22 protein-coding genes and 1 tRNA gene are annotated in these 23,233 nt (G+C 50.7%); 15 read left to right on the forward strand and 8 right to left on the reverse strand.

Translation table 11 applies throughout. From position 1 onward, the window contains the following. Positions 1-75: 75 nt before the first annotated feature. From MKX98_RS01025 to MKX98_RS01040, 4 genes are read right to left on the reverse strand one after another with little or no spacing between them, the layout of a single operon-like run. Complete coding sequence (locus tag MKX98_RS01025; RefSeq protein ID WP_071219477.1) at positions 76-687, reverse strand: response regulator transcription factor; 612 nt, start codon at positions 685-687, stop codon at positions 76-78. Next, a complete protein-coding gene (locus tag MKX98_RS01030; protein ID WP_339220916.1) occupies positions 620-1,852 on the reverse strand; it encodes a sensor histidine kinase in 1,233 nt (410 codons plus the stop codon). Before MKX98_RS01030 ends, MKX98_RS01025 begins: the two co-directional genes overlap by 68 nt. Positions 1,853-1,872: 20 nt before the next feature. Beyond that, positions 1,873-2,619, reverse strand: a complete 747-nt coding sequence (locus tag MKX98_RS01035) for an ABC transporter permease (protein WP_339220918.1) — start codon at positions 2,617-2,619, stop codon at positions 1,873-1,875. Positions 2,620-2,621: 2 nt separating this feature from the next. Then, positions 2,622-3,545 carry an ABC transporter ATP-binding protein gene (locus MKX98_RS01040; protein WP_339220919.1) on the reverse strand — a complete coding sequence of 308 codons (924 nt, stop codon included), beginning with the start codon at positions 3,543-3,545 and terminating at the stop codon, positions 2,622-2,624. A 310-nt stretch (positions 3,546-3,855) separates the two neighbouring features. Between MKX98_RS01040 and MKX98_RS01045 the strand changes: the two genes are divergently transcribed. The 8 genes from MKX98_RS01045 to MKX98_RS01080 all read left to right on the forward strand — a co-directional run bounded on the left by MKX98_RS01045 (position 3,856) and on the right by MKX98_RS01080 (position 12,005). After that, a complete protein-coding gene (locus tag MKX98_RS01045) occupies positions 3,856-4,806 on the forward strand; it encodes an ROK family glucokinase (RefSeq protein WP_220686976.1) in 951 nt (316 codons plus the stop codon). Positions 4,807-4,856: 50 nt separating this feature from the next. Continuing rightward, positions 4,857-5,765, forward strand: a complete 909-nt coding sequence (rapZ, locus tag MKX98_RS01050) for an RNase adapter RapZ (RefSeq protein ID WP_071219481.1) — start codon at positions 4,857-4,859, stop codon at positions 5,763-5,765. 57 nt (positions 5,766-5,822) lie between these two features. Next, complete coding sequence (locus MKX98_RS01055; protein ID WP_181469905.1) at positions 5,823-6,764, forward strand: YvcK family protein; 942 nt, start codon at positions 5,823-5,825, stop codon at positions 6,762-6,764. Between the two features lie 5 nt (positions 6,765-6,769). After that, a complete protein-coding gene (whiA, locus tag MKX98_RS01060; RefSeq protein WP_071219483.1) occupies positions 6,770-7,699 on the forward strand; it encodes a DNA-binding protein WhiA in 930 nt (309 codons plus the stop codon). A gap of 102 nt (positions 7,700-7,801) precedes the next feature. Next, a complete protein-coding gene (locus MKX98_RS01065; protein ID WP_006207570.1) occupies positions 7,802-8,071 on the forward strand; it encodes an HPr family phosphocarrier protein in 270 nt (89 codons plus the stop codon). 339 nt (positions 8,072-8,410) lie between these two features. Then, positions 8,411-10,210, forward strand: coding sequence for an ABC transporter ATP-binding protein (locus MKX98_RS01070; RefSeq protein WP_339220921.1), 1,800 nt, complete (start codon positions 8,411-8,413; stop codon positions 10,208-10,210). A 38-nt stretch (positions 10,211-10,248) separates the two neighbouring features. Then, complete coding sequence (locus MKX98_RS01075; protein ID WP_339220923.1) at positions 10,249-10,929, forward strand: response regulator transcription factor; 681 nt, start codon at positions 10,249-10,251, stop codon at positions 10,927-10,929. Next, positions 10,929-12,005: a HAMP domain-containing sensor histidine kinase gene (locus MKX98_RS01080; RefSeq protein WP_339220925.1), complete on the forward strand. Its 1,077-nt coding sequence runs from the start codon at positions 10,929-10,931 to the stop codon at positions 12,003-12,005. Before MKX98_RS01075 ends, MKX98_RS01080 begins: the two co-directional genes overlap by 1 nt. A 711-nt stretch (positions 12,006-12,716) precedes the next feature. On the opposite strand, the gene MKX98_RS01085 is transcribed toward MKX98_RS01080, so the two are convergent. Then, positions 12,717-13,445 (reverse strand): amino acid ABC transporter ATP-binding protein, encoded by a 729-nt coding sequence (locus MKX98_RS01085; protein ID WP_071219487.1) that lies wholly within the window; start codon positions 13,443-13,445, stop codon positions 12,717-12,719. Further along, positions 13,438-14,826, reverse strand: a complete 1,389-nt coding sequence (locus tag MKX98_RS01090) for an amino acid ABC transporter substrate-binding protein/permease (protein WP_339224272.1) — start codon at positions 14,824-14,826, stop codon at positions 13,438-13,440. Before MKX98_RS01090 ends, MKX98_RS01085 begins: the two co-directional genes overlap by 8 nt. Before the next feature lie 324 nt (positions 14,827-15,150). On the opposite strand from MKX98_RS01090, the gene MKX98_RS01095 reads away from it, so the two are divergent. From MKX98_RS01095 to MKX98_RS01125, 7 genes are all read left to right on the forward strand, one after another. Beyond that, complete coding sequence (locus MKX98_RS01095) at positions 15,151-15,912, forward strand: SIMPL domain-containing protein (protein ID WP_339220928.1); 762 nt, start codon at positions 15,151-15,153, stop codon at positions 15,910-15,912. A gap of 403 nt (positions 15,913-16,315) precedes the next feature. Beyond that, on the forward strand, positions 16,316-17,287 hold the full coding sequence (locus MKX98_RS01100; protein WP_071219490.1) for an ABC transporter ATP-binding protein: 972 nt from the start codon (positions 16,316-16,318) through the stop codon (positions 17,285-17,287). Continuing rightward, positions 17,284-18,132 carry an ABC transporter permease gene (locus MKX98_RS01105; RefSeq protein ID WP_220686972.1) on the forward strand — a complete coding sequence of 283 codons (849 nt, stop codon included), beginning with the start codon at positions 17,284-17,286 and terminating at the stop codon, positions 18,130-18,132. Before MKX98_RS01100 ends, MKX98_RS01105 begins: the two co-directional genes overlap by 4 nt. After that, complete coding sequence (locus tag MKX98_RS01110; protein ID WP_339220930.1) at positions 18,133-18,939, forward strand: ABC transporter permease; 807 nt, start codon at positions 18,133-18,135, stop codon at positions 18,937-18,939. A gap of 57 nt (positions 18,940-18,996) precedes the next feature. Then, a complete protein-coding gene (locus tag MKX98_RS01115) occupies positions 18,997-20,049 on the forward strand; it encodes a spermidine/putrescine ABC transporter substrate-binding protein (protein WP_269468905.1) in 1,053 nt (350 codons plus the stop codon). Between the two features lie 231 nt (positions 20,050-20,280). Further along, entirely contained in the window at positions 20,281-20,502 is a 222-nt protein-coding gene (locus MKX98_RS01120; protein ID WP_233354706.1) for a hypothetical protein, read from the forward strand. Positions 20,503-20,672: 170 nt separating this feature from the next. Next, entirely contained in the window at positions 20,673-21,746 is a 1,074-nt protein-coding gene (locus tag MKX98_RS01125) for a DUF4163 domain-containing protein (protein ID WP_339220933.1), read from the forward strand. Between the two features lie 547 nt (positions 21,747-22,293). On the opposite strand, the gene clpP is transcribed toward MKX98_RS01125, so the two are convergent. Both clpP and MKX98_RS01135 read right to left on the reverse strand, forming a co-directional pair. Beyond that, complete coding sequence (gene clpP / locus MKX98_RS01130; protein WP_006207581.1) at positions 22,294-22,890, reverse strand: ATP-dependent Clp endopeptidase proteolytic subunit ClpP; 597 nt, start codon at positions 22,888-22,890, stop codon at positions 22,294-22,296. 162 nt (positions 22,891-23,052) lie between these two features. Beyond that, positions 23,053-23,127, reverse strand: a tRNA-Arg gene (locus MKX98_RS01135). Between the last annotated feature and the right edge of the window lie 106 nt (positions 23,128-23,233).

Below are 23,233 nucleotides of genomic sequence, written 5' to 3' on the forward strand. Positions count from 1 at the left end.
TGTTTTCGATGTGAAGTACAAAAAGCCCCCGTCTTAAAGAGACGGGGGGAGGTGTGTGAGCAAGCCGTGAGGGGCCTATATCCAGCCCTTCTCCTCTGCCATTGAGATGGCCTCGATCCGGTTCTTGGCACTCAGTTTGCTTAAGATCTCGGACATATAGTTGCGGACAGTCCCGTAGGATAAGTGGAGCTTCGACGCAATTTCATTAGAACTGTTACCGTCGGCAGCCAATCGCAGCACTTCCCGTTCGCGTTCGGTCAGCGGATTGGCACCCGCACCTGACAGCGTACCGAATACGAGCTCAGGGGAGACCTCCCGCCGTCCATCCATGACTCGGCGGATGGCTTCTGCCAGCCGTTCACTGGGCTCATCCTTAAGCAGGTATCCCTGAACGCCCGCCTGCACGGCCCGTTCGAAATAACCAGGCCTAGCGAAAGTGGTCAGGATGATGACCCGGCTGGGATAACCGCGCAGCTTTACTTCCTCCGCCACTTCGAGACCGCTGCGCGCAGGCATTTCGATATCGAGCAGGCATACATCAGGTTGATGCAAGGCAATCAGGGACAGCGCTTCATCCCCGTCGCCGGCTTGACCAATCACATCAATATCGTCTTCAAAATCAAGCAAGGAAGCCAGAGCGCCGCGCAGCATTCTCTGGTCCTCGGCGATCAGCACTTTGATGCTCATGGGAAGTGTCCTCCTTCCGGTTCTTGATGATGATCGGAACACGAATTACTAATATCGTGCCTTGTTGCTCGGAGCTGGCCTCAACGGTGCCCCCGATGAGGGACAGCCGCTCAGCCATACCTTTCAGGCCATTACTGTTGGATGAAGCTGATGGATCTTCTTCCTTGCGATGAAGACCAACGCCATCATCGGCCACCTCAAGCCGCCACTCATTGCCCAGCGACTCGATGGCAATCCGGCACTGGCTCGCCTGACTGTGCTTCACCACATTGGTTACGGCTTCCCGCAAGCAGAGGCTCAGAATATTGTGGGCCAGGTCGGAAATTCCCTCCAGCTTCGGATTGCCGGCACAGCTAAACTGGATATCGGCGCTCTCCAGAATGATCTGGGCCTCGACCAGTTCCTCGGCCAAGGTGGCGGTCCGCATGTCGGATACCAGCTCACGCACTTGGCGGAGCGCGGCCCGCGAGGTGTTCTGAATCTCCCGGGCCTCCATTTGGGCTTTCTCGGGATCCTTTACCGCCAGCTTCTCCACAAGCTGGCTCTTCAATGTGATGAGAGACAGGGTATGACCCAAGGTGTCGTGAAGATCTCTGGCGATACGCATCCGCTCTTCGCCTTTAATCAGATTGCGGATCTGCTCGTTAGCCTGCGCGAGCTCCTTCTCCAGCTGCTGCCGCCGGTTTAGAGAGCGGATGCCGAAGGGTGAGAACAGCATGATGAGAAAGAAAGGAATCATAAAGACCAGATCCTTCCATCCCAGCATGCTTGCGTTTTTGATTAAGGGAACAACCTCTATGATGGCAAACATCAAAAGGGATATCGTGAATTTGCGCCGGTCGGTATACCAGCCGATGAAATTGGCAGTGAAGAACCCCATATACATATAGGTTGGGTGGTACCACATGCAGAGAATGAAAATGATGGACATCTGAATGCCGAGCCACCAGAAAAAACGAGGCGTGCCAGCAGCGAAGTAAAGCTGGCGGTACGTGAGGAGAAACAAGGCAATCAGCGTATATCCAATCCCCATTTTCCAGCCATCTTCGCTCATCATGTTAATTACGGGCAGAGATATATAAATGAGCCACAGATAGGGGAAAAACCCCAATTGCGTTGGAAAAACCTCAAACCCTGCGGATTTCGCGTCTTTCAATTTTTTCATGAAGCCATCATCCTATCCCCTTAATCGGCTTGTTGTTTTTTCCGAATATAGGTGGATAGTAACATAGATACTGCCAAATATCCTGCTAAAACCATGAAATTATCCAATCCCGGCGCTTCTCCGCGAACGATTGACCAGGCACCTCCGCCAAAATGATAGGAGGGCATCCACTTGCCGATGGCTTGCATGATGGAAGGCATCGATTCGATCGGGAACCACATCCCGCCCGTAACGGCCAGCCCTAAGTAGATGCCGTTGCTGACGCCGCTTGCCGTGTCGACCCGTTTCATGGATCCAATCAGGGTACCGATGGCAAGAAACGGGACGGATGCGATCAGAATCCACAGTCCGCTGAGCAGCCATTGTCCGTAGGTGAGGGAGACTCCGTTAATCAGGTAGCCGGCTACAAAAATGACGAGGATGCAGAGCAGATGCATAACCGTCTGCACAAACATTTTGCCAAAGAAATACACGCTGCCGGGAAGCGGCGTTACCCGCATATATACAGCCCAGCCCTGGACTCTCTCTTGCACGAGGCGAATGCCGAGCGACATGATGGCGGTGCCCATGACACTGAAGGACGCCATCGACATGAGATAGTGGGCCTGCCATTGTCCGGTATCATCGGCCCCCGTATTCACGACCCGCGTAAAGATGAAATAGAACAGAATTGGCATGGCCAAAGACCAGAAAATATAATACGGATTGCGTACCATCCGGAGTAATTCCATTTTGCACTGCAAGGTTATCAGTTTCCAAGTTGTCATCGTTATACAGCCTCCCCTTGATCCATCGTTAATTGGTCGAATGCTTCGTCCAGGCTTCCCTGATCAATGCGAATGTCGCGTACAGCCAGCCCGGCCCCGAACAAAGCCGCCAGGGCCGTGTCCGTATCATCGGTTACGGCGTTCAGCCGGCCGTTGTGTTCATACACATCGGTTACGCCGGGTACTTCCTGAAGCAGCTCCTTGACCTGCTGGTGGTCCGCATCCACGATAAAGGAAACCGACCTTCGTGTCAGCTTGGCTTTGATCGCTTCCGGCGTGCCATCGGCGGCAACCTGGCCTTGATGGAATAGCAAGATGCGGTCGGCCATATCGTCCGCCTCTTGCAGATAATGCGTGGTGAACAGAATCGTTTTGCCCTGATCGGCAAGCTTGCGTACCGTCTGCCAAAATAACCGGCGGGCCGACGTATCCAGGCCGACCGTTGGTTCATCGAAGAACAGCAGCTCGGGGTTGCCCGCAATCGCCAGCGCAAAGCTGAGCTTGCGTTTCTGGCCGCCGGACATTTTGACAGCCCATTTATTCAGTTCTTCAGCGGTAAGTCCGCTCAAGCTCGCGATTTCATCCAGTGTTAGCGGGTTCGGATAATAGCCTCGGATGAGATTGATAATTTCGCGCGTCCGCAATCCGTCCATAACACTGACCTCTTGAAGCATGGCGCCGATCTTCTCACGTACCTTCAAGTCCTTCGGACTGCGTCCGAACAGAAGAACTTCACCCTGGCTCGCGTCTTTAAGGCCGAGCATCATGGAGATGGCGGTTGATTTCCCTGCTCCATTAGGTCCGAGAATGGCTGTGATTGACCCTTTCTCTATCGTAAACGACACTTGGTTGACGGCTTTTTTGCTTCCGAACATCTTGGTTACCTGCCGCAGCTCTGCAATAGGTTCTTGAATTGGGTTTGTCATGGAATCGCTCCTCCGTAATCGAAATGATCTGAATTCATCATACGAAAGCGAAGGAATGCCTGTTAGTAAAGGATGTCACCACTTCGGAGTGACAATTGTCATGTCGGATCTGCCATAGGGAGAGGGGAGTTAGATGATGAACAAACAAGAGAGGTTTCGCGGATGTTTGGATACGCTTACATAATCGAAATTAAAGGACTGCTTACCGTTTTCCGTCACGTGGTGTTCTCTTGACCGCAGAAGTGCCTTCAATTATAGTGGGTACAGTAGGAGCAATCTATAATATAGAAGGAAAAAGGTGGCTTGAAACATGTCTGAGAACATCTACGTCGGTGTCGATCTGGGCGGAACAGCAATTAAAGTTGGAATTTGCAATGAAGAGGGGCATCTTCTGCATAAGTATGAGGGGCCGACGGAAACAGCCAAAGGCGTTGACACGGTTATTGACAACATTGAGAAATATGTGCGTCACATTGTGGAAGAATCGCCATTCAGCTGGGATCAACTTGCTGGTGTGGGAGCTGGATTCGCCGGCTTTACGAATATTCGTGAAGGCATCATTATTCTGGCACCGAATGTAGGATTTAAAGATGTACCGATTCGCGCACTGCTTGAAGAGCGTCTCGGCAAGCCCGTCAAAATAGACAACGACGCCAATGTGGCTGCATTGGGTGAAGCCTGGAGCGGATCAGGCCGCGGCGTCGAGAACTGCGTATGCTACACGCTGGGTACCGGTGTTGGCGGAGGCATTATTATTAACGGCAAGATTTATCAAGGCTTCGGCGGCATGGCTGGCGAGCTTGGACATATCTCGGTTGTGCCGGACTTGGAAGCGATTCAATGCGGATGCGGTGAAATGGGCTGTCTGGAGACGGTTTCGTCCGCAACCGGCATTATCCGTATGGCGAAGGATGCCGTAGAGCGTGGGGACCGTACTTCCCTTGCCCATGTAGAGACCATTGCGGCGAAGGAAGTGTTTGATGCTGCAAAGGCCGGCGATGAAGTTGCCGTTCGGATCGTGAATCGCGCAGCTTATTACCTGGGCAAATCTATGGCTGCCGTTGCGGCCGTGCTGAATCCGGAAGCTTTTATTATCGGCGGCGGCGTATCCAAAGCCGGCGACATTCTGTTTGATGAAGTCCGCGCTGTATTTGCGAAGCTGACACCAGAGCCGCTTCAGCGAGGTGTGCGCATCGTTCCGGCTGAGCTCGGCAATGATGCCGGCGTTGTAGGCGCCGCCGGACTGCATTTGCGTTCGTAGATTATTCACCATACATCGTCTGATCTAAACTTATAAGGGAGGGAAAGCTGATGCTGGAAGCAGCCAACCGAGGCAGCAACACATCATCCATGGCCACCCTGATCATCATCACCGGGATGTCGGGAGCAGGTAAGACCTTGGCCGTACAAAGTCTGGAGGATCTTGGATTCTTTTGCGTCGATAACCTGCCTCCGGTGCTCATTCCCAAATTCGCGGAGCTGATCGATCAATCCAAGGGTAAGATCGGCAAGGTTGCATTGGTCATCGACCTGCGTGGCCGCGAATTTTTTACGGCTCTATCAGAGTCTCTGAGTTACATCAAGGACCACTTTACCATCCACTGCGAGATTCTATTTCTGGATGCAACGGATTCCGTGCTTGTACAACGTTATAAGGAAAGCCGCCGTCGCCATCCGCTCGCTCCGGAAGGCATGCCGCTTGACGGAATAAGGTTGGAGCGCAAAATGTTGGATGAGCTGAAGAATTCGGCTACCCAGGTGATCGATACCAGCAATATGAAGCCTGTGCGATTGAAGGAGAAGATTATCTCACGTTTCACACATCTGGAGAGCAGCACGTTATCGGTAAATATCACATCCTTTGGGTTTAAATACGGGATTCCGATTGACGCTGATCTGGTGTTTGATGTGCGCTTTCTGCCCAACCCTCACTATGTGGAGCAGCTGCGCCCAAATACCGGCCAGAACAGTGATGTGTATGAATACGTGATGAAATGGCCGGAGACGCAGGCCTTTCTAACCAAACTGCTCGATATGCTGCATTTCTTGATCCCGCAATACCGGAAGGAAGGCAAAAGCCAGGTTATTATCGGCATTGGCTGTACCGGCGGGAAGCATCGCTCCGTTGCGATAGCCGAATACCTTGGCAAAATGCTGGGCGTTAGCGAAACGGAGACGGTATCGGTGAGTCACCGTGATTCCGATCGGGATCGGCATTAATTAAGGGAAGTGATAAATGTGGCTGTGCAAGCTAGAAAGCGTCCCCGCATCGTCGTGATGGGTGGAGGAACCGGGCTGTCCGTTATGCTCCGGGGACTCAAGGAGAAGCCGCTTGATATTACGGCTATCGTTACCGTCGCTGATGATGGGGGAAGCTCCGGCATACTGCGTAGCGAATTGCAGATGCCGCCCCCGGGAGATATTCGAAATGTACTTACAGCGCTCGCCGATGTGGAGCCGCTGTTATCCGATATATTGAAATACCGTTTTAAGAATGGCTCGGGACTGGCCGGGCACAGCCTCGGCAATTTAATCTTGGCTGCCATGACGGATTTGCACGGTGATTTTGTCACGGCAGTCAAGGAGATGAGCCGGGTTTTTGTTGTTCGTGGACAGGTGCTGCCCGCAGCGGGTGAAGCCGTTATTTTGCATGCAGAGATGGAAGACGGTTCCATCGTGACCGGTGAATCCAAAATCCCGGAGGCTGGGCGCCGCATTAAGCGGATCTTTCTGGAGCCGGAGCATGTTGAGCCGCTGCCGGAAGCGCTGGAGGCGATTCAGCAGGCCGATGCAATTCTGATCGGTCCGGGAAGCCTATACACCAGTATTTTGCCCAATTTGCTTGTTCCCAAGCTTGCTGAAGCCATCGTATCCTCTGAGGCGATCAAAATGTTCGTGTGCAATGTGATGACGCAGCCTGGAGAAACTGATAATTATACGGTAAGCGATCATTTGCAAGCCGTTTATGATCATATTGGTCTTCATCTGTTCGATTATGTTATTGTAAATGATGGCGAAATCCCGCCGCAGGTTCAGGATAAGTATGCTCAGAAGGGTGCAAAGCCCGTGTTCCTGGATCGCGATGAGGTGACCAGCAGAGGGTACAAACTCATTGCAGATAAGCTTGTGCTATTTAGAACATACTTAAGACATGACGCTGACAAGCTGAGCAATCATATTTTTCAGCTGGTACAGGATTGGATTACACGAAAGGGGTGAGTACCTTGTCCTTTGCGGCACAGACGAAGAAAGAACTGACAATGATCGAAAGCCAGAACTGCTGTGAAAAAGCCGAGCTGTCCGCGCTCATTCGGATGAACGGTTCTGTTCAGCTTTCGAACAAAAAGGTAATCCTGGATATTTCAACGGAAAATGCCGCGATTGCAAGACGTATTTATTCCTTAATTAAGAGGCATTTCCAGGCACATACCGAACTTTTGGTGCGTAAAAAAATGCGTTTGAAGAAGAATAACGTATATATCGTACGTATTCCCGCCCAGGTTCAGGAGATACTTAAAGAACTGCGCATCGTTTCCGAGGGCTTTCTGTTTCAATCGCGGATTGATGAACAAATCGTTCGCAAAAATTGCTGTAAACGCGCCTATTTGCGCGGTGCCTTTATGGCTGGCGGATCCGTGAACAATCCGGAGGGGTCTTCATACCATCTGGAAATTGCCTCAATGTATGAAGAGCACTGCCAGTCCCTGGTGGATCTGGCGAATGAGTTTCATCTGAACGCACGCTGCATCGAGCGGAAGAAAGGTTTTATCTTCTACATTAAGGAAGGCGAGAAAATCATCGAGTTCCTTAATCTGATCGGTGCCCACCAGGCATTATTCAAGTTCGAGGATGTCCGGATTATGCGGGATATGCGGAATTCGGTGAACCGGATCGTGAACTGCGAGACCGCCAACCTAAACAAAACGATCGGCGCTGCCGTCCGTCAGATTGAGAACATTAAGCTGCTCCAAAAGGAAATGGGTCTTGAGAATTTGCCCGATAAACTGCGGGAAGTGGCGGAAATTCGGCTGGCTCATCCGGATATGAATCTGAAGGAAGTCGGCGAGCTGCTTAAAGGAACCGTCAGCAAATCCGGCGTTAATCACCGCTTGCGCAAAATCGACGAATTGGCCGAAAAGATTCGGAATGGGTAAGAATTTTTTCTTCTAGTGTCCTGTATGGTAAAATGGTATAATATTATAAAATGTCAATCGCGCTTTCAATGCAGCAGATTTATTAGATAGGGGGTAATTTTCATGACAAAGCACCCGGTAGTCGTTCGGTTAAAGACGGGTCTTCACGCCAGACCGGCCGCGCTGTTCGTTCAGGAAGCGAATAAATACTCATCTGAAATCTTCGTTGAAAAAGATGATAAAAAAGTTAATGCCAAAAGTATCATGGGAATTATGAGCCTTGCGATCAGCTCTGGTACGGAAGTTTACATTAGTGCTGAGGGAGCCGACGCGGAGCAAGCGGTTACTTCACTCGTGAACTTGGTGAGCAAAGAGGAACTCGAGAACCAATAAGGATCACCGTGATTGAAGTTTAAGAAAAGTCTTGTTACTGCAAGGCTTTTTTTGCTATCAAGGTCTTCTGTTGCTGGATTCTCGCTTGGTTTTCGTGCGTACATATGAATAGATTTCGAGAAGGGGCGGAGAAATCCGCTCTTTTTCAACATATTGGATGTATAAGTTTCAATGGGGTCCCCGCAAAGTATTTGGAATAAGCATGTAGCTTAGGTTCCACTTGGTGGGGTTATTTTCGGTTGTTTCCCTAGAAGTAAGCCTTCGTTTAACTTCAGTTTAACTTGTTGATATATTCTTTCCTTACAGACAATAAACAGGGATGGAAGGGAAGAGAAAACGATGAGAGAAACGGATCATACTTCGATACAGGAAATTGCTCAGGAAAGGCCGGCCGGCAGCGGCAAAGCAGGTTCGCAGGCCTTCTTCCGGCTGTTAAAAGAAACGAAACCGCCGATGCTGCTGCTGATTGGAGCCATCTTGCTGAATGTGGTATCAACCCTGGTCGGACTAGTTATTCCGATGTTTACAAAGAGCCTGGTGGATGGCTTCTCCTTAACGGATATGAACCGCTCCCATATCATCGGACTTGGGATCGCATTTGTGGTGCAGACGATAGCCGCAGGGGTTTCGATCTTCTTGCTGAGTTATACGGGACAGAAGATGGTGGCCGCCCTTAGGGAACGGCTGTGGAAGAAGCTGCTGGTGCTGCCGATCCGCTACTTCGATCATAATCGTTCAGGGGAATCGGTCAGCCGGATGACGAATGATACAGGAGTGATCAAAAGTCTCATATCGGACCATGTGGCCGGATTTTTTAGCGGGATTATTTCTATTGTCGGTTCCATTGGGGTACTCCTCTATCTAAACTGGAAGATGACACTGACGATGTTTATCGTCATTCCGATTGCAGCGCTGATTCTTGTGCCGCTTGGCAAGAAAATGTATAAAATCTCGCTTGGCATGCAGGATGAGACGGCTACGTTTACGGCGAATATCAGTCAGGTGCTGTCGGAGATTCGTTTGGTGAAAGCATCAAACGCTGAGGACAGAGAGTATGAGAATGGGCATAAAGGGATCACCAATCTGCTGAATTTCGGGATCAAGGAAGGCGTAGTATCCGCCTGGATCGCACCGCTGATGTCTTTCGTGCTGATGATGCTGCTGGTGGTGGTCATCGGGTATGGCGGACTTCAGGTATCCACAGGGGCATTGACCGCCGGCGAGCTGGTTGCGTTTATCCTGTATCTGATTCAGATCGTGATGCCGATGACGCAGTTAACGACGTTTTTTACCCAATTTCAGAAGGCCAAAGGAGCAACCGAGCGAATATTGGAAACACTGGATGCAGAGGAAGAGTCCATTTCGGAAGGTAGCGATGTGGTGAACGCGAATCAGCGGGTGTCCATCGAGAATCTGTCGTTTGGTTACAAACCGGATGAGCTGGTACTGCATGATATCAGCTTTCAGATGGAGCCGGGCACGGTCACGGCAGTGGTTGGACCGAGTGGCGGAGGCAAAACGACGCTGTTCTCCATGCTGGAGCGCTTCTATCTGCCACAGAAGGGACAGATCCGCTTGGGCAAGACGCCCATAGATACCTTCTCCTTACGCTCCTGGCGCGGATTGATCGGCTATGTATCGCAGGAAAGCCCGATGATTGCCGGAACCATACGCGACAACTTATGTTACGGAATGAACCGGGAAGTAAGTGACGCTGAGCTTCGAAGAGCGGCAGAAATGGCGTATGCCGATGGATTTATTGATGAGCTGCCAAGCGGCTTTGATACGGATGTGGGCGAACGGGGCGTGAAGCTTTCGGGCGGACAGCGGCAGCGGATTGCCATCGCCAGGGCTCTGCTGCGGGATCCCAAGATCCTGATGCTGGATGAAGCCACCTCCAGTCTGGACAGCCGTTCCGAGATCGAGGTGCAGAAGGCGCTCAAGAACCTCATGGCTGGGCGGACGACGATTATTATCGCGCACCGGTTATCCACGGTGGTGGGGGCCGATCAGATCATATTTATAGAAAAAGGAACGGTGACCGGCCGGGGAACGCATGATGAATTGATCGGGCAGCATGATATGTACAGGGAGTTTGCCGTTCAGCAGCTGCAGATGAATGAGGCAATCGAGGCCTAAAGGCAGCTTGTAGAGCCATAGAAGGAAGGGGGGCCATCATGGCAAAAATATTGGTTGTGGACGACGATCCGAACATCCGTGAACTCATCAAGGTGTTTCTGGAGGAGGCGGGGATGGAAGAGGTGCTGGAGGCCTCGGATGGCGTCGAGGCCCTGTCCGTGATGGAGCAAGTTTCGGTCGATCTGGTCGTGATGGATATCATGATGCCGAATATGGACGGATGGGAGCTCTGCCGGGAGATTCGGAGGATTACCGGCATTCCGGTGCTGATGCTGACGGCAAAAGGGGAGACGAGGCAGATCGTGAAGGGTTTTGAGCTGGGCACGGACGATTATCTCGTGAAGCCTTTTGAGCCCGCGGAGCTTGTCGTACGCGTCAAAGCGCTGCTGAAGCGATATCAGGTAGCCGCATCGCAGACGGTCACGATCGGCAGCCTGCAGATGAACCGCAAGACCTATGAGGCCAAAGCCGGCGATGAGGTTTTTACCTTGCCGTTAAAGGAGTTTGAGCTGCTCTTCAAGCTGGCCAGTTATCCGGGGAGCACGCTGCCGCGCGATCGGCTGATCGAGGATATATGGGGGTATGACTTTGAAGGGAACGAACGCACGCTGGACGTTCACGTGAATCGCCTGCGGGAACGGTTCCCGGAGGAGAAGTACCGGTTCAGGATTCGAACGGTGCGCGGCCTGGGGTATCGCCTGGAGGCAGGTGAGGGCTGATGAGGAAACCGCTCAAAATCTTGTGGAAAATCGTTCGGGAAACGCTCCAGACCCTCTTGGTCTTCGCGGTCTTGGGAGCGTCATGGACGGCGGCGACCTATGTGACGCGGTTTGTTTACACCTGGACGGGAACGCCGCCATGGGATTATGTCGTCCAGCTGATCGACTTGTTTGTTGGCGTCATGATCTTCTTCCTGTGCATGCTGGTCGTGGGCATGTTCTTTAAGCACCGGCAGATGGCCATGCTGAATTCCATTACGGATGCCATGCGCCGGATCTCCCAGGGGGATTTCAGTGTGAAGATGGATGAACACCAATGGCGCGGGGAGTTCAAGATGATTGCCTCCGGCATTAACGATATGGCCGGCGAGCTGGGGCGCATGGAGACGATGCGGCAGGATTTCATCTCGAACGTTTCCCATGAAATCCAATCCCCGCTCACTTCGATTCGGGGGTTTGCAAGGGCGCTCCGAAATCCCCGCCTCACGGAGGAGAAGAGAGCCCGTTACCTGGAGATCATCGAAGGAGAGAGCCGCCGCTTGTCGCAGCTGAGTGACAATCTGTTAAAGCTGTCATCCCTGGAAGGAGAGCAGCCGGCATTCGAAAGGGCTCGTTACCGGCTCGACGGGCAGCTGCGTGCGGTCGTCTTGGCGCATGAGCCGCAGTGGCTGGCGAAACGGATTCAGGTGGATCTGGATCTCGCTAAGGTAGAGATTGAGGCCACAGAGGATCTGCTGAGTCAAGTGTGGACCAACTTGCTGCACAACAGCATCAAATTCACGCCGGAAGGCGGTATGATCACCATCGTGCTGAAGGCAGGGGAAGACGGAGCCGAGGTTACGATGACGGATACGGGGGTTGGGATGTCGGAGTCGGACCAGCTGCATATATTCGAACGCTTCTACAAAGCGGACAAATCGCGTAATCGCGCTGCGGGTGGCAGCGGGCTAGGATTATCGATCGTGAAGCGGATCGTCGATATTCATCAAGGGAAGATTACGGTCCAATCCGAGCTCGGAAAGGGCTCTGTTTTTACGGTGATGGTGCCTTATAAGCGACCACTGGATACGAAGTAGTGAATTGTGCAGTGAGGGTTGGACATAAAGCATTTCCTCGGTAATCTTGCGTATGTAACGGACACCAAGGCCCTTATTTTGCCGAATGAAGCACCATAAACTAAAATAACGGACACCAGATCCGTTATTTTAGGATTTGTATAGGTAAATGCGGTCTTTTGGAAGGATTAACGGATCCTTAGTCCGATAGTCTTCGGAAAAGCCCCATTTTCCATCAAATAAGGTACTCTCGGTCCGTTAGCTCCACTAAAGCAGGGTGCAATGCAGTCATAGCAACGACCATTGCAGTCGGCTCTAAATAATATATTGCAGATGCCTATAGCCGTAAGAAAAAACATGCAGACACCAATATCTAGCCGGCGAAACGCTGCACGATAAAATGCAGATGCTAATACTTAGCTGTTCGATGGCATGTACATGCCATTGTTAGCCGTACGATAACCGGTTAGTTTCACCCTAACGGTGCTAGTCGGATAATAGGGTCACTGGTTACTGCATGAATATGGTCGACAGCCAAGCACATTCCGAGGCCATGCGCCGTGTTTGCCGCGTGCCTCTCCCGCGCAGTGTAATAATGGCTGCTGCAAGATGATCAGCCTCGAAGCACCTCAGCCACGCACCGTGCGCATAGGAAGCAGTGCGCACAGGGAGCAACGGCAAGGTAAGTGCAGCTATACGGTACGGTTTGCTACAGGTAGGTTAGCTGCACTATTACAGCACCTTCTCCAAAAAGCTGATGGTACGCTCATGCTTCGGTCTGCCGAACACTTCCTCCGGCGGGCCTTCCTCTACGATATACCCGCCATCCATGAAAATCACCCGGTCCGCAACCTCGCGGGCAAAGCCCATCTCATGCGTGACGATCATCATCGTCATGCCTTCGCGCGCCAGATCCTTCATGACGCCGAGCACTTCGCCGACCATCTCCGGGTCCAGCGCCGATGTCGGCTCGTCAAACAGCATGATGTCCGGATTCATCGCCAAGGCCCGGGCGATCGCGACACGCTGTTTCTGACCGCCCGACAGCTGGCTGGGGAAGGCCTCCGCCTTATCCGAGAGGCCTACTTGCTCCAGCAGCTTCAGCCCTGTGGCACGCGCCTCGGACGCGCTCTGCTTGCCCAGCTCGACCGGGGCAAATGTGATGTTCTTCAGCACATTGAAGTGGGGGAACAGATTAAAGTGCTGGAACACCATGCCGATGTTTTCACGTGCCTTGTTGATGTCCGTTTTAGGGTCATTGATATCCTTGTCATGCACGAACACCCTGCCTGCCGTAATGTCCTCCAGTCGGTTGATGCAGCGCAGGAAGGTGCTTTTGCCGGAACCCGAGGGTCCGATGACACAGACAACCTCGCCTTCCTGAACCTGCATGTCAATGCCCTTCAGCACCTCGTTCGTGCCAAAATTCTTCTTCAGTCCTTCTACGCGGATTTTATCCATGACGCACCTTCCCTTCCAGACGGCCCGAAATTTTAGTCAGAATAGTAATCACGACCAGATACATGATGGCGACCACGAGCCAGATATCAAACGATGCGAATGTTCTTGCGATGATGATTTTCCCGGATTGGGTCAGCTCGACCAGGCCGATTACCGACAGGATCGACGTATCCTTGAGCGTAATCACCAGCTGGTTAATAAAGGTCGGAATCATGACTTTGATTGCCTGGGGAATGATGATTTTCATCATGGCTTTACGGTATGGCAGACCGAGCGAGCGGGCAGCCTCCAGCTGTCCCGGGTCAATGGATTGGATACCGCCCCGGATAATTTCCGTGACATAGGCACCGGCATTCAGGCTAAGTGTCAGGACAGCTGCCACGATCGGCGACATCGTGAACCCGAGCGCTTGCGGAATACCGAAATAGATGAAGAAGGCAAGAACCAGCAGCGGTATGCCGCGGAAAATATCCACGAATACAGTTGCGATGCCTCGGAGCCATTTATTGCGTCCGACCTTCATGAAACCGAATATCAACCCTAGGAAAAAAGCGAAGAACAGCGATACGATGGTCAACAGCAGCGTATTGCCAAGGCCCTTCAGCAGCGAAGGCAGCGACTCCACGATCAGCTCCCAGCGGCTTAGATTCGCTGCGCCCACGGCATTTTCGCCAATGTATTTTGCCTTAATGCGATTGTACTCTCCGCTGGCCTTCAGGTTGATCAAGCCGGCATTGAATTTTTCCAAAAGCTCTTGGTTCTTCCCCTTGGCAACAGCAAATCCGTAGGAGGCGCCAGGCACCATATCTGTAACGATCTTTAGCCCATTGTTCTGCTCAACTCCGTATGCCAGCACGGGGAAGTCGTCAAAACAGGCAACGGAATTACCGGTCCTGACATCGTCATACATCTGGGCGGAATCGTCAAAAGGAACGATGGTGAAGCCGTACTTGGACGAAATGGATTCAGCAAAGCTGTAGCCCTCCGTACCGGTTTTGACAGCGACTTTTTTTCCTTTTAAATCCTCGTACCCTTTAATAGACTCCTGATCCTGGCGGATGGCCATGACCACACCAGAGTCAAAATAAGGGTCGGAGAAGTCGAATTTCTGCTTCCGCTCTTCCGTGATGCTCATGCCGGCAATGACGCCGTCCACCTGATTGGCTTCCAGCGCCTGAACCGCCGCATTGAAGCCGAGCGGCTTGATCTCATATTTGAAATTTTGATCTTTTGCGATCGCATCCAGCAGATCCATGTCGATACCGACAAATTTGCCGCTTGCATCCTGGAATTCAAACGGGGCAAACGTAATGTCCGTTCCGATCTGATAGGTTTTACCGGAGGCTGGCTCTGCCGCGGCGCTTGCCGCCCCGTATGGCATGCCCGCTGCCATGAGTATCAGCAGTGACATGAACGCGTATAACATCCGGAATGATTTCATAGTGACCTCCTCTTTTTAAACACCGATGTAAGTTAGTTACCCATTAAGGCTTCCTTATTAAACAGTTTCCGTCTTCTTCATTGGGTATCTTATTTTGCTAATCAACCAATCATGCCTAGATATACCAATTAAATGGGGCGTATCAACATAAGTTGAAGAAAAATTCAAAACCCTTCAATCCGGATGCAACATTTACCAATGCCCTCACGTTAGAAGGGTAAGGCAAGCATGGTAGCGATGCCAATATAAAGGAGGCTGACAATAATGAAAAGATGGGTTAAACAAGTAGGTTCCATCATGATTGCAGGTGCACTGTTGACTGGAAGTACGGCTGTAGTAGGATTGAGCGGGGCAACCGAGGTGCATGCGGCGGAGGCAGCACAGCAAAACCTTCTGACCGTACTCGGTAAAGGCGAGATCTCGGTGAAGCCAGATATCGTATATCTTTCCATCGGGGCTGAATCATATGCGGAAACCGCAAAATCCGCACAGAAGAGCAACGCACAGAAAATGGATAAGATTACGAAGCTGTTGAAAGAAACCTGGAAGATCGATGACAAGGATATCAAAACCGAGCAGTTCTATGTACAGCCTAACTATACGTACTCTGATGATAATGGACGTAAAGTGAAAAACTATTCGGCGTATCATTCCCTGGAAGTCACGCTTCGCGACTTGAGCAAAGTCGGTGATGTGCTTGATGCAGCGTCCGATGCCGGCGCCAATTCCATTGGAAACGCACGTTTCTCGGTTGAGAACCGCGATGCGTTCGAGGCCCAAGTGATTGATAAGGCGATGGCGAATGCAGACCTGAAAGCTCAGGCGATGGCAAAAGCCTCCAAGCGCCAGTTGGGGATCGTGCTGAACATTGTGGAAGGTTCCGTTGGTGTAGATACCATCTTTGGTCTCGAAAAAATGGCGATGGAAGCACAATCCACGGCAGCGGACGCGGGCGCAAACACATCCGTGAAGCCGGGCGAAATCAAGATCTCGACGCAGCTGTATGTGCAATATGAGCTGAAGTAGTTGTTGTTTTCGACTCAGCATGCAGAAAACCGTTCATCCGGATCTTACCGGGTGGACGGTTTTTTGTGTATCCTTATTCGAAAAATGAAATACCATAATCAGGGACCACATCCGTCCCTTCCCCTGTCGAAATACACAGAAAAGTGTTGTGTATAGGGGGAAAACGAGGTATAGTGAATATGCGAAAAACTGAACTTTGATCTGAACGTTACAGCCATACCCATGGATATGGCTTTTTTTTCTTAGTCGAGACTTCTAGCATCCTCCACCTTTAAGAAACGGATTCTGCCAACCTGAGCACAACAGGCAGTAGGACCGTTTCTTCTTAGTGGGGAACGTTTTTGTGCATACTGGTTAGCAGAAATGTACACATGGAATAGGTCACATTTTGAAGAAGGGGTTGATGCATGTGATTGAACTTGTCCAGATCGAGAAGCATTTTCAGGGACAAGCGGTCGTGCATCCGCTGTCGCTCTCCATTAAAGAAGGGGAATTCCTGACTTTGCTGGGCCCCAGCGGCTGCGGCAAAACGACGATTCTCCGAATGATAGCAGGATTCGAACAGCCGACCAAAGGACAGGTCTGGCTGGCGGGTCAGAATGTGACGGAAATGCCTGCGAACAAGCGGGATTTGAATCTGGTATTCCAACACTATGCTCTGTTTCCGCATATGACCGTAGAAGATAATATCGCTTTTGGGCTGAAAATGAAAAAAATGCCCCGTCAACTCATCAAGGAGCGGGTGGACGAGGCCGTTGCCATGACGCAGCTGACCGCCCTGCGGGAACGCTTCCCGCACCAACTGTCCGGCGGACAGCAGCAGCGCGTGGCCATCGCCCGCGCTATTGCTAACAAACCGAAGGTGCTGCTGCTGGATGAACCGCTTGGCGCACTGGATCTGCAGCTGCGGAAGAATCTGCAGTCCGAGCTCAAGCATTTGCAGCGGACGCTCGGGATAACGTTTGTATATGTAACGCACGACCAAGAGGAAGCCATGATGCTCTCCGACCGGATCGTCATCATGAACCATGGACGGGTAGAGCAAATCGGTACGCCGCGTGAGATCTATGCAAGGCCGCAAACGCTGTTTGCCGCTACGTTTGTAGGGGAGAATAACGTTTTTTCTTCGCCAGAGGGTCTCTTTGCCGTACGGCCGGAGAAACTCATTCCCCAGCGGGAATCGGGTGCCAAGAAGAACGGCGTGATTGAGGATGTGCAGTACCTCGGCAGTGTTCATAAACTGCTGGTCCAATTGGATGATGAACCGATGAAGGTCATGATTGCCCTCGATATCTCGGATGATCAGCCATGGGAGGTTGGCGAACGGGTAGGGGTGAACTGGAACGCCAAGGATGAGGTGATCATCGGATCATGAGGAAATCAAGGTTCCTGTTGACTCCGGTCCTGCTGTGGTTATCCCTGTTCCTGATCGTTCCGATGCTAATCGTGGTCGGCATCTCCTTTCTCTCGCGGGATTCGCTGGGGAATATCGTGTTTTCCTTCAGTTTGGAAGGATACAGGACCTTCTTTGATCCATTATATTTAGGGATCTACTGGGATACCTTGGTACTGTCGCTGCTGACTACGGTGATCTGCTTGTTAGTCAGCTATCCTTTGGCCTATTATATAGCCAACGCTTCCCCGCGTATCCAAACCTGGGGATTAATTCTGATCACAGTCCCGTTCTGGATCAACTTTTTGATCCGCACCTATGCCTGGGTCCTGCTGCTTCGGACCCAAGGCGTGGTGAACAGCCTGCTGCTGTGGATGGGATGGATCGACGAGCCGATTCAGATGCTGTATACGTACGGCGCCGTACTGCTCGGAATGGTGTATAACTTCATTCCGTTCATGGTGCTGCCGATTTACGTGGCTCTGGAGCAGATGGATAAGCGTCTGCTGGATGCGGCCAGCGATCTGGGCGCTTCCAGGTGGAAAGCATTCCGGCACATTACCTTGCCGCAGAGCAAATCCGGCATCATGACGGGGGCGGTTCTGGTCTATGTCTCGACTTCCGGGATGTTTGTAGTTACGGATATTTTGGGAGGCGCGAAGTCCTCCATGATCAGTAATATCATTCAGCAGCAGTTCCTGGGTGCGCGCAACTGGCCCTTTGGAGCGGCGTTGTCGGTGATCTTTGTGATTACGTCCCTGGTGCTGATCCTGCTCTTTAACCGGGCGATGCAAGCCCGCCATCAACGCGTAGGGGAGGGGAGATAGGTGAAGAAGAAGAATCACCCGCTGCTTGGGATTCACTCTTTCCTTATGATGGCTTTCATCTATGTACCGATCATCATGATCATTATCTATTCCTTTAACAACACGCGGCTCAGCGGCAATTGGGAAGGATTTACATTCGATTGGTATGTGTCTCTATTCGAGAACCGGCATGTGATGGAAGCGCTGATGAACAGTTTAACGGTGGCGGTCATATCGACGATCATTTCTACCCTGCTCGGAACTGCGGCGGCGCTCTCGCTTCGGACTCTGGGACGCCGAGGTCGCAGCGGCATGAACGGGCTGCTGTATCTGCCGGTCATTATCCCGGATATTATTATGGGGCTGTCGCTGCTGGTATTGTTTAGTCAACTGAATATGCCGCTTGGCAAGACGACGGTGATCATCGCCCATATTACGTTCAGCCTGTCGTATGTGTATGTCGTAGTGACCGCCAGACTGTCGGGCATGGGCAAACAGCTGGATGAGGCGGCCCAGGATTTGGGCGCTACGCCTTGGCAGACGTTCCGGCATGTTACATTGCCGCAGATTGCTCCGGGCATTATCTCCGGCGCCTTGATTGCTTTTACGCTGTCATTGGATGACTTTATGGTTAGCTTTTTTGTCGCTGGCCCCAGCTCAACGACGCTGCCGATCTATATTTACGCTCAAGTGAAGCGCGGCATCTCGCCAGAGATTAACGCGCTGTGTACGCTGCTCATTCTGGTCAGCATCACGCTGATTCTGTTAGCGCAATATATTCTTAACCGCGGCAACGGGGAAAAGAAACATAAAACATTACCGATCTAAATAGGTACTGCTTTTTTCGAAATAAAACATGGAAGTGGAAAGAGAGGAGATATTGAATTGAAAAAATCAAGATGGACCCGCCTGCTGACGGCAGGCATGGTTGCGGTATTGTCTGTAGGACTCTTGGCCGGTTGCGGATCGGATAAGGAGACGCTTCACATTTACAGCTGGGCGGATAACTTTGATCCCGAGGTGCTGAAGGACTTCGAAGAGAAGTTCGACGTAAAGGTAACCTACGACAATTACGCAAACAATGAAGACCTGCTGGCTAAAATCAAGGCTGGCGGCAGTGGGTATGACCTCATTCAGCCGTCCGATTATATGGTCAAAACGATGATTGAATCGGAGCTGCTTGAGCCGCTTGACATGAATAATATCCCGAACTTCGTCAGTCTTACGGATACTTTCAAAGATCCTTCTTATGACCCGGGCAATAAATATTCAATTGTCTACACGTCCGGTGTAACGGGAATTGCATATAACAAGAAGTATGTGAAGGATGAGATCAACAGCTGGGAAGATCTCTGGAACCCGGAATACAAGGGTAAAGTCCTGCTTCTGGACGACAACCGTGAAATGATCGGCATGGCGCTGAAGAAGCAAGGAAAGTCCAACAGCAGCACAGATGAAGCGGAAATCACCGCAGCTGCGGATGAGCTGAAGACCCTGCTCCCGAATGTGCTAGCGTTTGATACGGATAACATCAAGCAGAAGATGATCCAAGAAGAAGGCTGGATTGCTACGGTATGGTCCGGAGATGCCGCCTTTATTGCTGCGGAGAATCCGGATGTGGCGTATGTCGTGCCAGAAGAAGGGGCTACCATCTTCTCTGATAACTACGCGATTCCTAAGGGTGCCAAGAATAAAGAGCTGGCCGAGAAATTCATCAATTTCATGATGGAGCCTGAGGTCAGCGCCAAAAACTATGAATTTATCGGATACAGCAATCCGAACACCAAAGCGATGGAATTCCATAGCGAGGAATACCGCGCCAATACGATGATCAACCTGACAGATGAAGAGCTGGGCCGTACCGAATGGCTGGATAATGTCGGTGACTCGCTCTCGATCTATGATCGTTTATGGACCGAACTGAAGAGCGGTCGTTAATTATAGGGCTTGCATTTTCATATTTTTGTAATAAAAAGAGTCTGTCCCATTGGGGGCAGGCTCTTTTTTGTTTGTAAATAATAGTCCCTTAGTCCCGGGATAGGAGGAAATAGCCGATTTATACGAATCAAACCACAACTTCGGGGCCCGTTTCGTTGTTATATATAAAGGAGGACGCAAATAACTTAAACCAGGTTTCTATACGTTTAATCAGGAAAAGGAGAAAGCGGCTTGAGCGATGTGATGGGTATGTTTTTGATTGCATTGGTAGTTGCCGGGGTTGCAGCCGTTTTATTTCTGAACATCTTCAGGAAAAGCGCGCTGCATCTGCTGTTATTGAGTGTTCACAGTGCGCTTGTGGGAATCGGACTACTTCTATTAAGTTATGCAGCCCAGGGAAGGAAGTCTTGCTGTTTATGGGTACATGCGCTCTCTTGTTCGGTGTATTTCTAAGCGTAAAAGCATTCACTCAGAAAGACTTGGCGAACGTATAGGTCCTATGGCCTGGAATCAAAATTGTCATTGACTTTGTTACCAATACATTGAAAGCTTTCCTTATAATGATTAAGGGTAATAGATTAACAACTAACGGAAACTTAATTTAACAAAGGTGGAATTCTGATATGAATCCTAAATTACGTGTATGTGCATCATTAATTGCAACTAGCGTCCTGCTTGGCGGTCTGGGTTTGAGCGGACAGGTCATCGATGCAAGTGCCGCTAAGGCACCCGTTTCCGCCAGCCAAAAATCGTCAAAAAATGAAGTCGTACTGAAATGGAATGGCAAGACCCTGTCACAGAAAGGTCTCGTGCTGCACGGGGTAACTTATGTGCCGGCAACCGCTTTGCGGGACGGCCTGGGAATGCCTCTTAAATATGATGCAAAAAAACGTACGTATACACTGGGTAACGGTTATAACAAACTGAGTGCCATCGTATATGATTCAACTGAAATCGGTATTCTGGTGAACGGTTCGTATGCCGGCGAACCTGGGGGACAGATCATCAATGGTCGTCTGTATATGCCATTCAAAACGATCAGCGAATACATGGGTGTTCAGGGACAATGGAACCCTTCCTTGAAAACACTCAGCATGACGCAGAAGAAACAGAACGACATTACGATCAAATCGGCTGCGCTGAAGAAAAAGATTCAGGGCGTGGATGCCGTTGTGAACTATCCTGTAATCAGCGGACTCGCCAATGAGGAGGCGCAAGCCGAGATCAATCAAGTGCTGAAAGAAAATGCGTCCGGCGTAATCACCCGTGCCGAAGGGAATGCTGAGGAATTCCCGCCGTCGGAATCCAGTTTCCCTTATGAATTTAGCGGTGACTTCGTGGTCCATTATAACCAGAACGATATCCTGAGCATTACGGCATACGATTATTCCTACACGGGTGGCGCTCATGGCATGACCTTCCGTAAAAGCTTCACGTTCTCCTTGAAGGATGGCAAGAAAATGCAGCTGGGCGATTTCATCAACCTGCAGGGCAAGAACAAACAGAAGCTGAACAACCTTGTGCTGAACAAGCTGAAGAAAGAGGGGGGCTACCTCAGCGGATTTGAAGGCGTGCCTGCCGATGCGGACTTCTACGTGAAAGATAACGCTGCGGTGCTGTACTTCCAACTTTATGAGTACACCGCATATGCTTATGGATTTCCGGAGTTTGAGCTGAAGCTGAAAGAGTGGAAGTAAGAGTATACGGTAGCGGTTTGTGTAAACTGCAATCATTTATTTTCATACTATAGCTTGCTTAGAAACATGATGTTGTCCTGATGTAACACTGTGCTGGAACGAGTTACGAAAATCCCTTGATCATGGAACGTGGAGAGTGTATTCTCCTTTCCTGCGATCAAGGGGTTTTTCGTTTATCTAGTGGCTCGCCTCCGTGCATTATTAGGCCTTACGCAATCCGGTTGCCCGCCCAAAGGAAGCTTGCACGGGCCTTCCTCTATTCCCCTCCCCACAAGTTAAGGCAGGTCTTTTAGGAGGGGAGAGCCCTTACCGTTTTAAGTTTTTTGAAAAAATCGTACCAAAGTGAGAGTATCCTTGGAGGAGCAACGCGTTCGCCTTTGAACTCGGGAAACCTCAGTTAACCATATTCATTCCAGTTTCCCGAGTTCAACAGCGACCGGAGGGGATACTCTCACTACCCTAAATCAAAGTTTTCTAAGAATTCCCCTTCGGAGGATAAGAAAGGGCAGGCACCGGATAACGGCGCCTGCCCTTTACTTCATTTCTTTTATAAGCCTTGCGGTGGTGTATTCTCTAATACTTGATCAATCAGACCGTATTCTTTGGCTTCGTCAGCCGTCATGAAGTAGTCACGATCGGTATCCTTCTCAATGCGCTCCAGCGGTTGGCCCGTGCGATCGGACAGGATGCGGTTCAGCTTGTCGCGCATTTTGAGGATGCGGCGAGCACGGATCTCAATATCCGTGGCTTGACCTTGTGCGCCGCCGAGCGGCTGGTGAATCATAATCTCGCTGTTAGGCAGACCGTAGCGTTTGCCTTTAGCGCCTGCGTTGAGCAGGAATGCGCCCATGGAAGCAGCCATGCCGACACAGATCGTCGAAACGTCCGGCTTAATGAACTGCATCGTATCGAATATCGCCATACCTGCGGTAATGGAACCGCCAGGACTGTTGATGTAAAGATGAATATCCTTCTCAGGATCCTCAGCCGACAAGAACAGCATTTGGGCAATGATGGAATTGGCGACCACGTCATTTACGTCGGAGCCGAGGAAGATAATGCGGTCTTTCAGCAATCTGGAATAGATGTCGTACGCCCGCTCACCGCGGTTGCTTTGTTCAACGACCATAGGTATAAAACTCACGTGGAAAACCTCCTCTTAAGTACCTCATATAAATACTGTTACCGTATTACCCACATGATAAACAATTTAAATCAAAAAGTCAAAGATAGTCAAACTATTGGGTAAAAAAAAGAGCCGTCATGGGCGCTTTAGGGTAATCAGTATAGAGAATAAAAGTTATAATGGCGCGCCCGCGAGGAATCGAACCTCGATCTCAGGCTCCGGAGGCCTACGTCATATCCATTGGACCACGGGCGCAAAAAAAATTAGCAACGAAGTTGATTATACCGCATCTATTTAAAAAATACAATAGCAGACAAAACTTTGTTCCTATTATATAGACGAGCCAGTACTTGGCCATAAT

Source organism: Paenibacillus sp. FSL W7-1332, from assembly GCF_037969785.1.
Classification (GTDB): Bacteria; Bacillota; Bacilli; order Paenibacillales; family Paenibacillaceae; genus Paenibacillus_AQ.

Bases quoted from the DNA above. Each gene is read 5' to 3' on its own strand.
- MKX98_RS01025 (WP_071219477.1), bottom strand. From the start codon at position 687: ATGAGCATCAAAGTGCTGATCGCCGAGGACCAGAGAATGCTGCGCGGC.
- MKX98_RS01030 (WP_339220916.1), bottom strand. From the start codon at position 1,852: ATGAAAAAATTGAAAGACGCGAAATCCGCAGGGTTTGAGGTTTTTCCA.
- MKX98_RS01035 (WP_339220918.1), bottom strand. From the start codon at position 2,619: ATGACAACTTGGAAACTGATAACCTTGCAGTGCAAAATGGAATTACTC.
- MKX98_RS01040 (WP_339220919.1), bottom strand. From the start codon at position 3,545: ATGACAAACCCAATTCAAGAACCTATTGCAGAGCTGCGGCAGGTAACC.
- MKX98_RS01045 (WP_220686976.1), top strand. From the start codon at position 3,856: ATGTCTGAGAACATCTACGTCGGTGTCGATCTGGGCGGAACAGCAATT.
- rapZ (WP_071219481.1), top strand. From the start codon at position 4,857: ATGCTGGAAGCAGCCAACCGAGGCAGCAACACATCATCCATGGCCACC.
- MKX98_RS01055 (WP_181469905.1), top strand. From the start codon at position 5,823: ATGGGTGGAGGAACCGGGCTGTCCGTTATGCTCCGGGGACTCAAGGAG.
- MKX98_RS01065 (WP_006207570.1), top strand. From the start codon at position 7,802: ATGACAAAGCACCCGGTAGTCGTTCGGTTAAAGACGGGTCTTCACGCC.
- MKX98_RS01070 (WP_339220921.1), top strand. From the start codon at position 8,411: ATGAGAGAAACGGATCATACTTCGATACAGGAAATTGCTCAGGAAAGG.
- MKX98_RS01075 (WP_339220923.1), top strand. From the start codon at position 10,249: ATGGCAAAAATATTGGTTGTGGACGACGATCCGAACATCCGTGAACTC.
- MKX98_RS01080 (WP_339220925.1), top strand. From the start codon at position 10,929: ATGAGGAAACCGCTCAAAATCTTGTGGAAAATCGTTCGGGAAACGCTC.
- MKX98_RS01085 (WP_071219487.1), bottom strand. From the start codon at position 13,445: ATGGATAAAATCCGCGTAGAAGGACTGAAGAAGAATTTTGGCACGAAC.
- MKX98_RS01090 (WP_339224272.1), bottom strand. From the start codon at position 14,826: ATGCCATACGGGGCGGCAAGCGCCGCGGCAGAGCCAGCCTCCGGTAAA.
- MKX98_RS01095 (WP_339220928.1), top strand. From the start codon at position 15,151: ATGAAAAGATGGGTTAAACAAGTAGGTTCCATCATGATTGCAGGTGCA.
- MKX98_RS01100 (WP_071219490.1), top strand. From the start codon at position 16,316: ATGCATGTGATTGAACTTGTCCAGATCGAGAAGCATTTTCAGGGACAA.
- MKX98_RS01105 (WP_220686972.1), top strand. From the start codon at position 17,284: ATGAGGAAATCAAGGTTCCTGTTGACTCCGGTCCTGCTGTGGTTATCC.
- MKX98_RS01125 (WP_339220933.1), top strand. From the start codon at position 20,673: ATGAATCCTAAATTACGTGTATGTGCATCATTAATTGCAACTAGCGTC.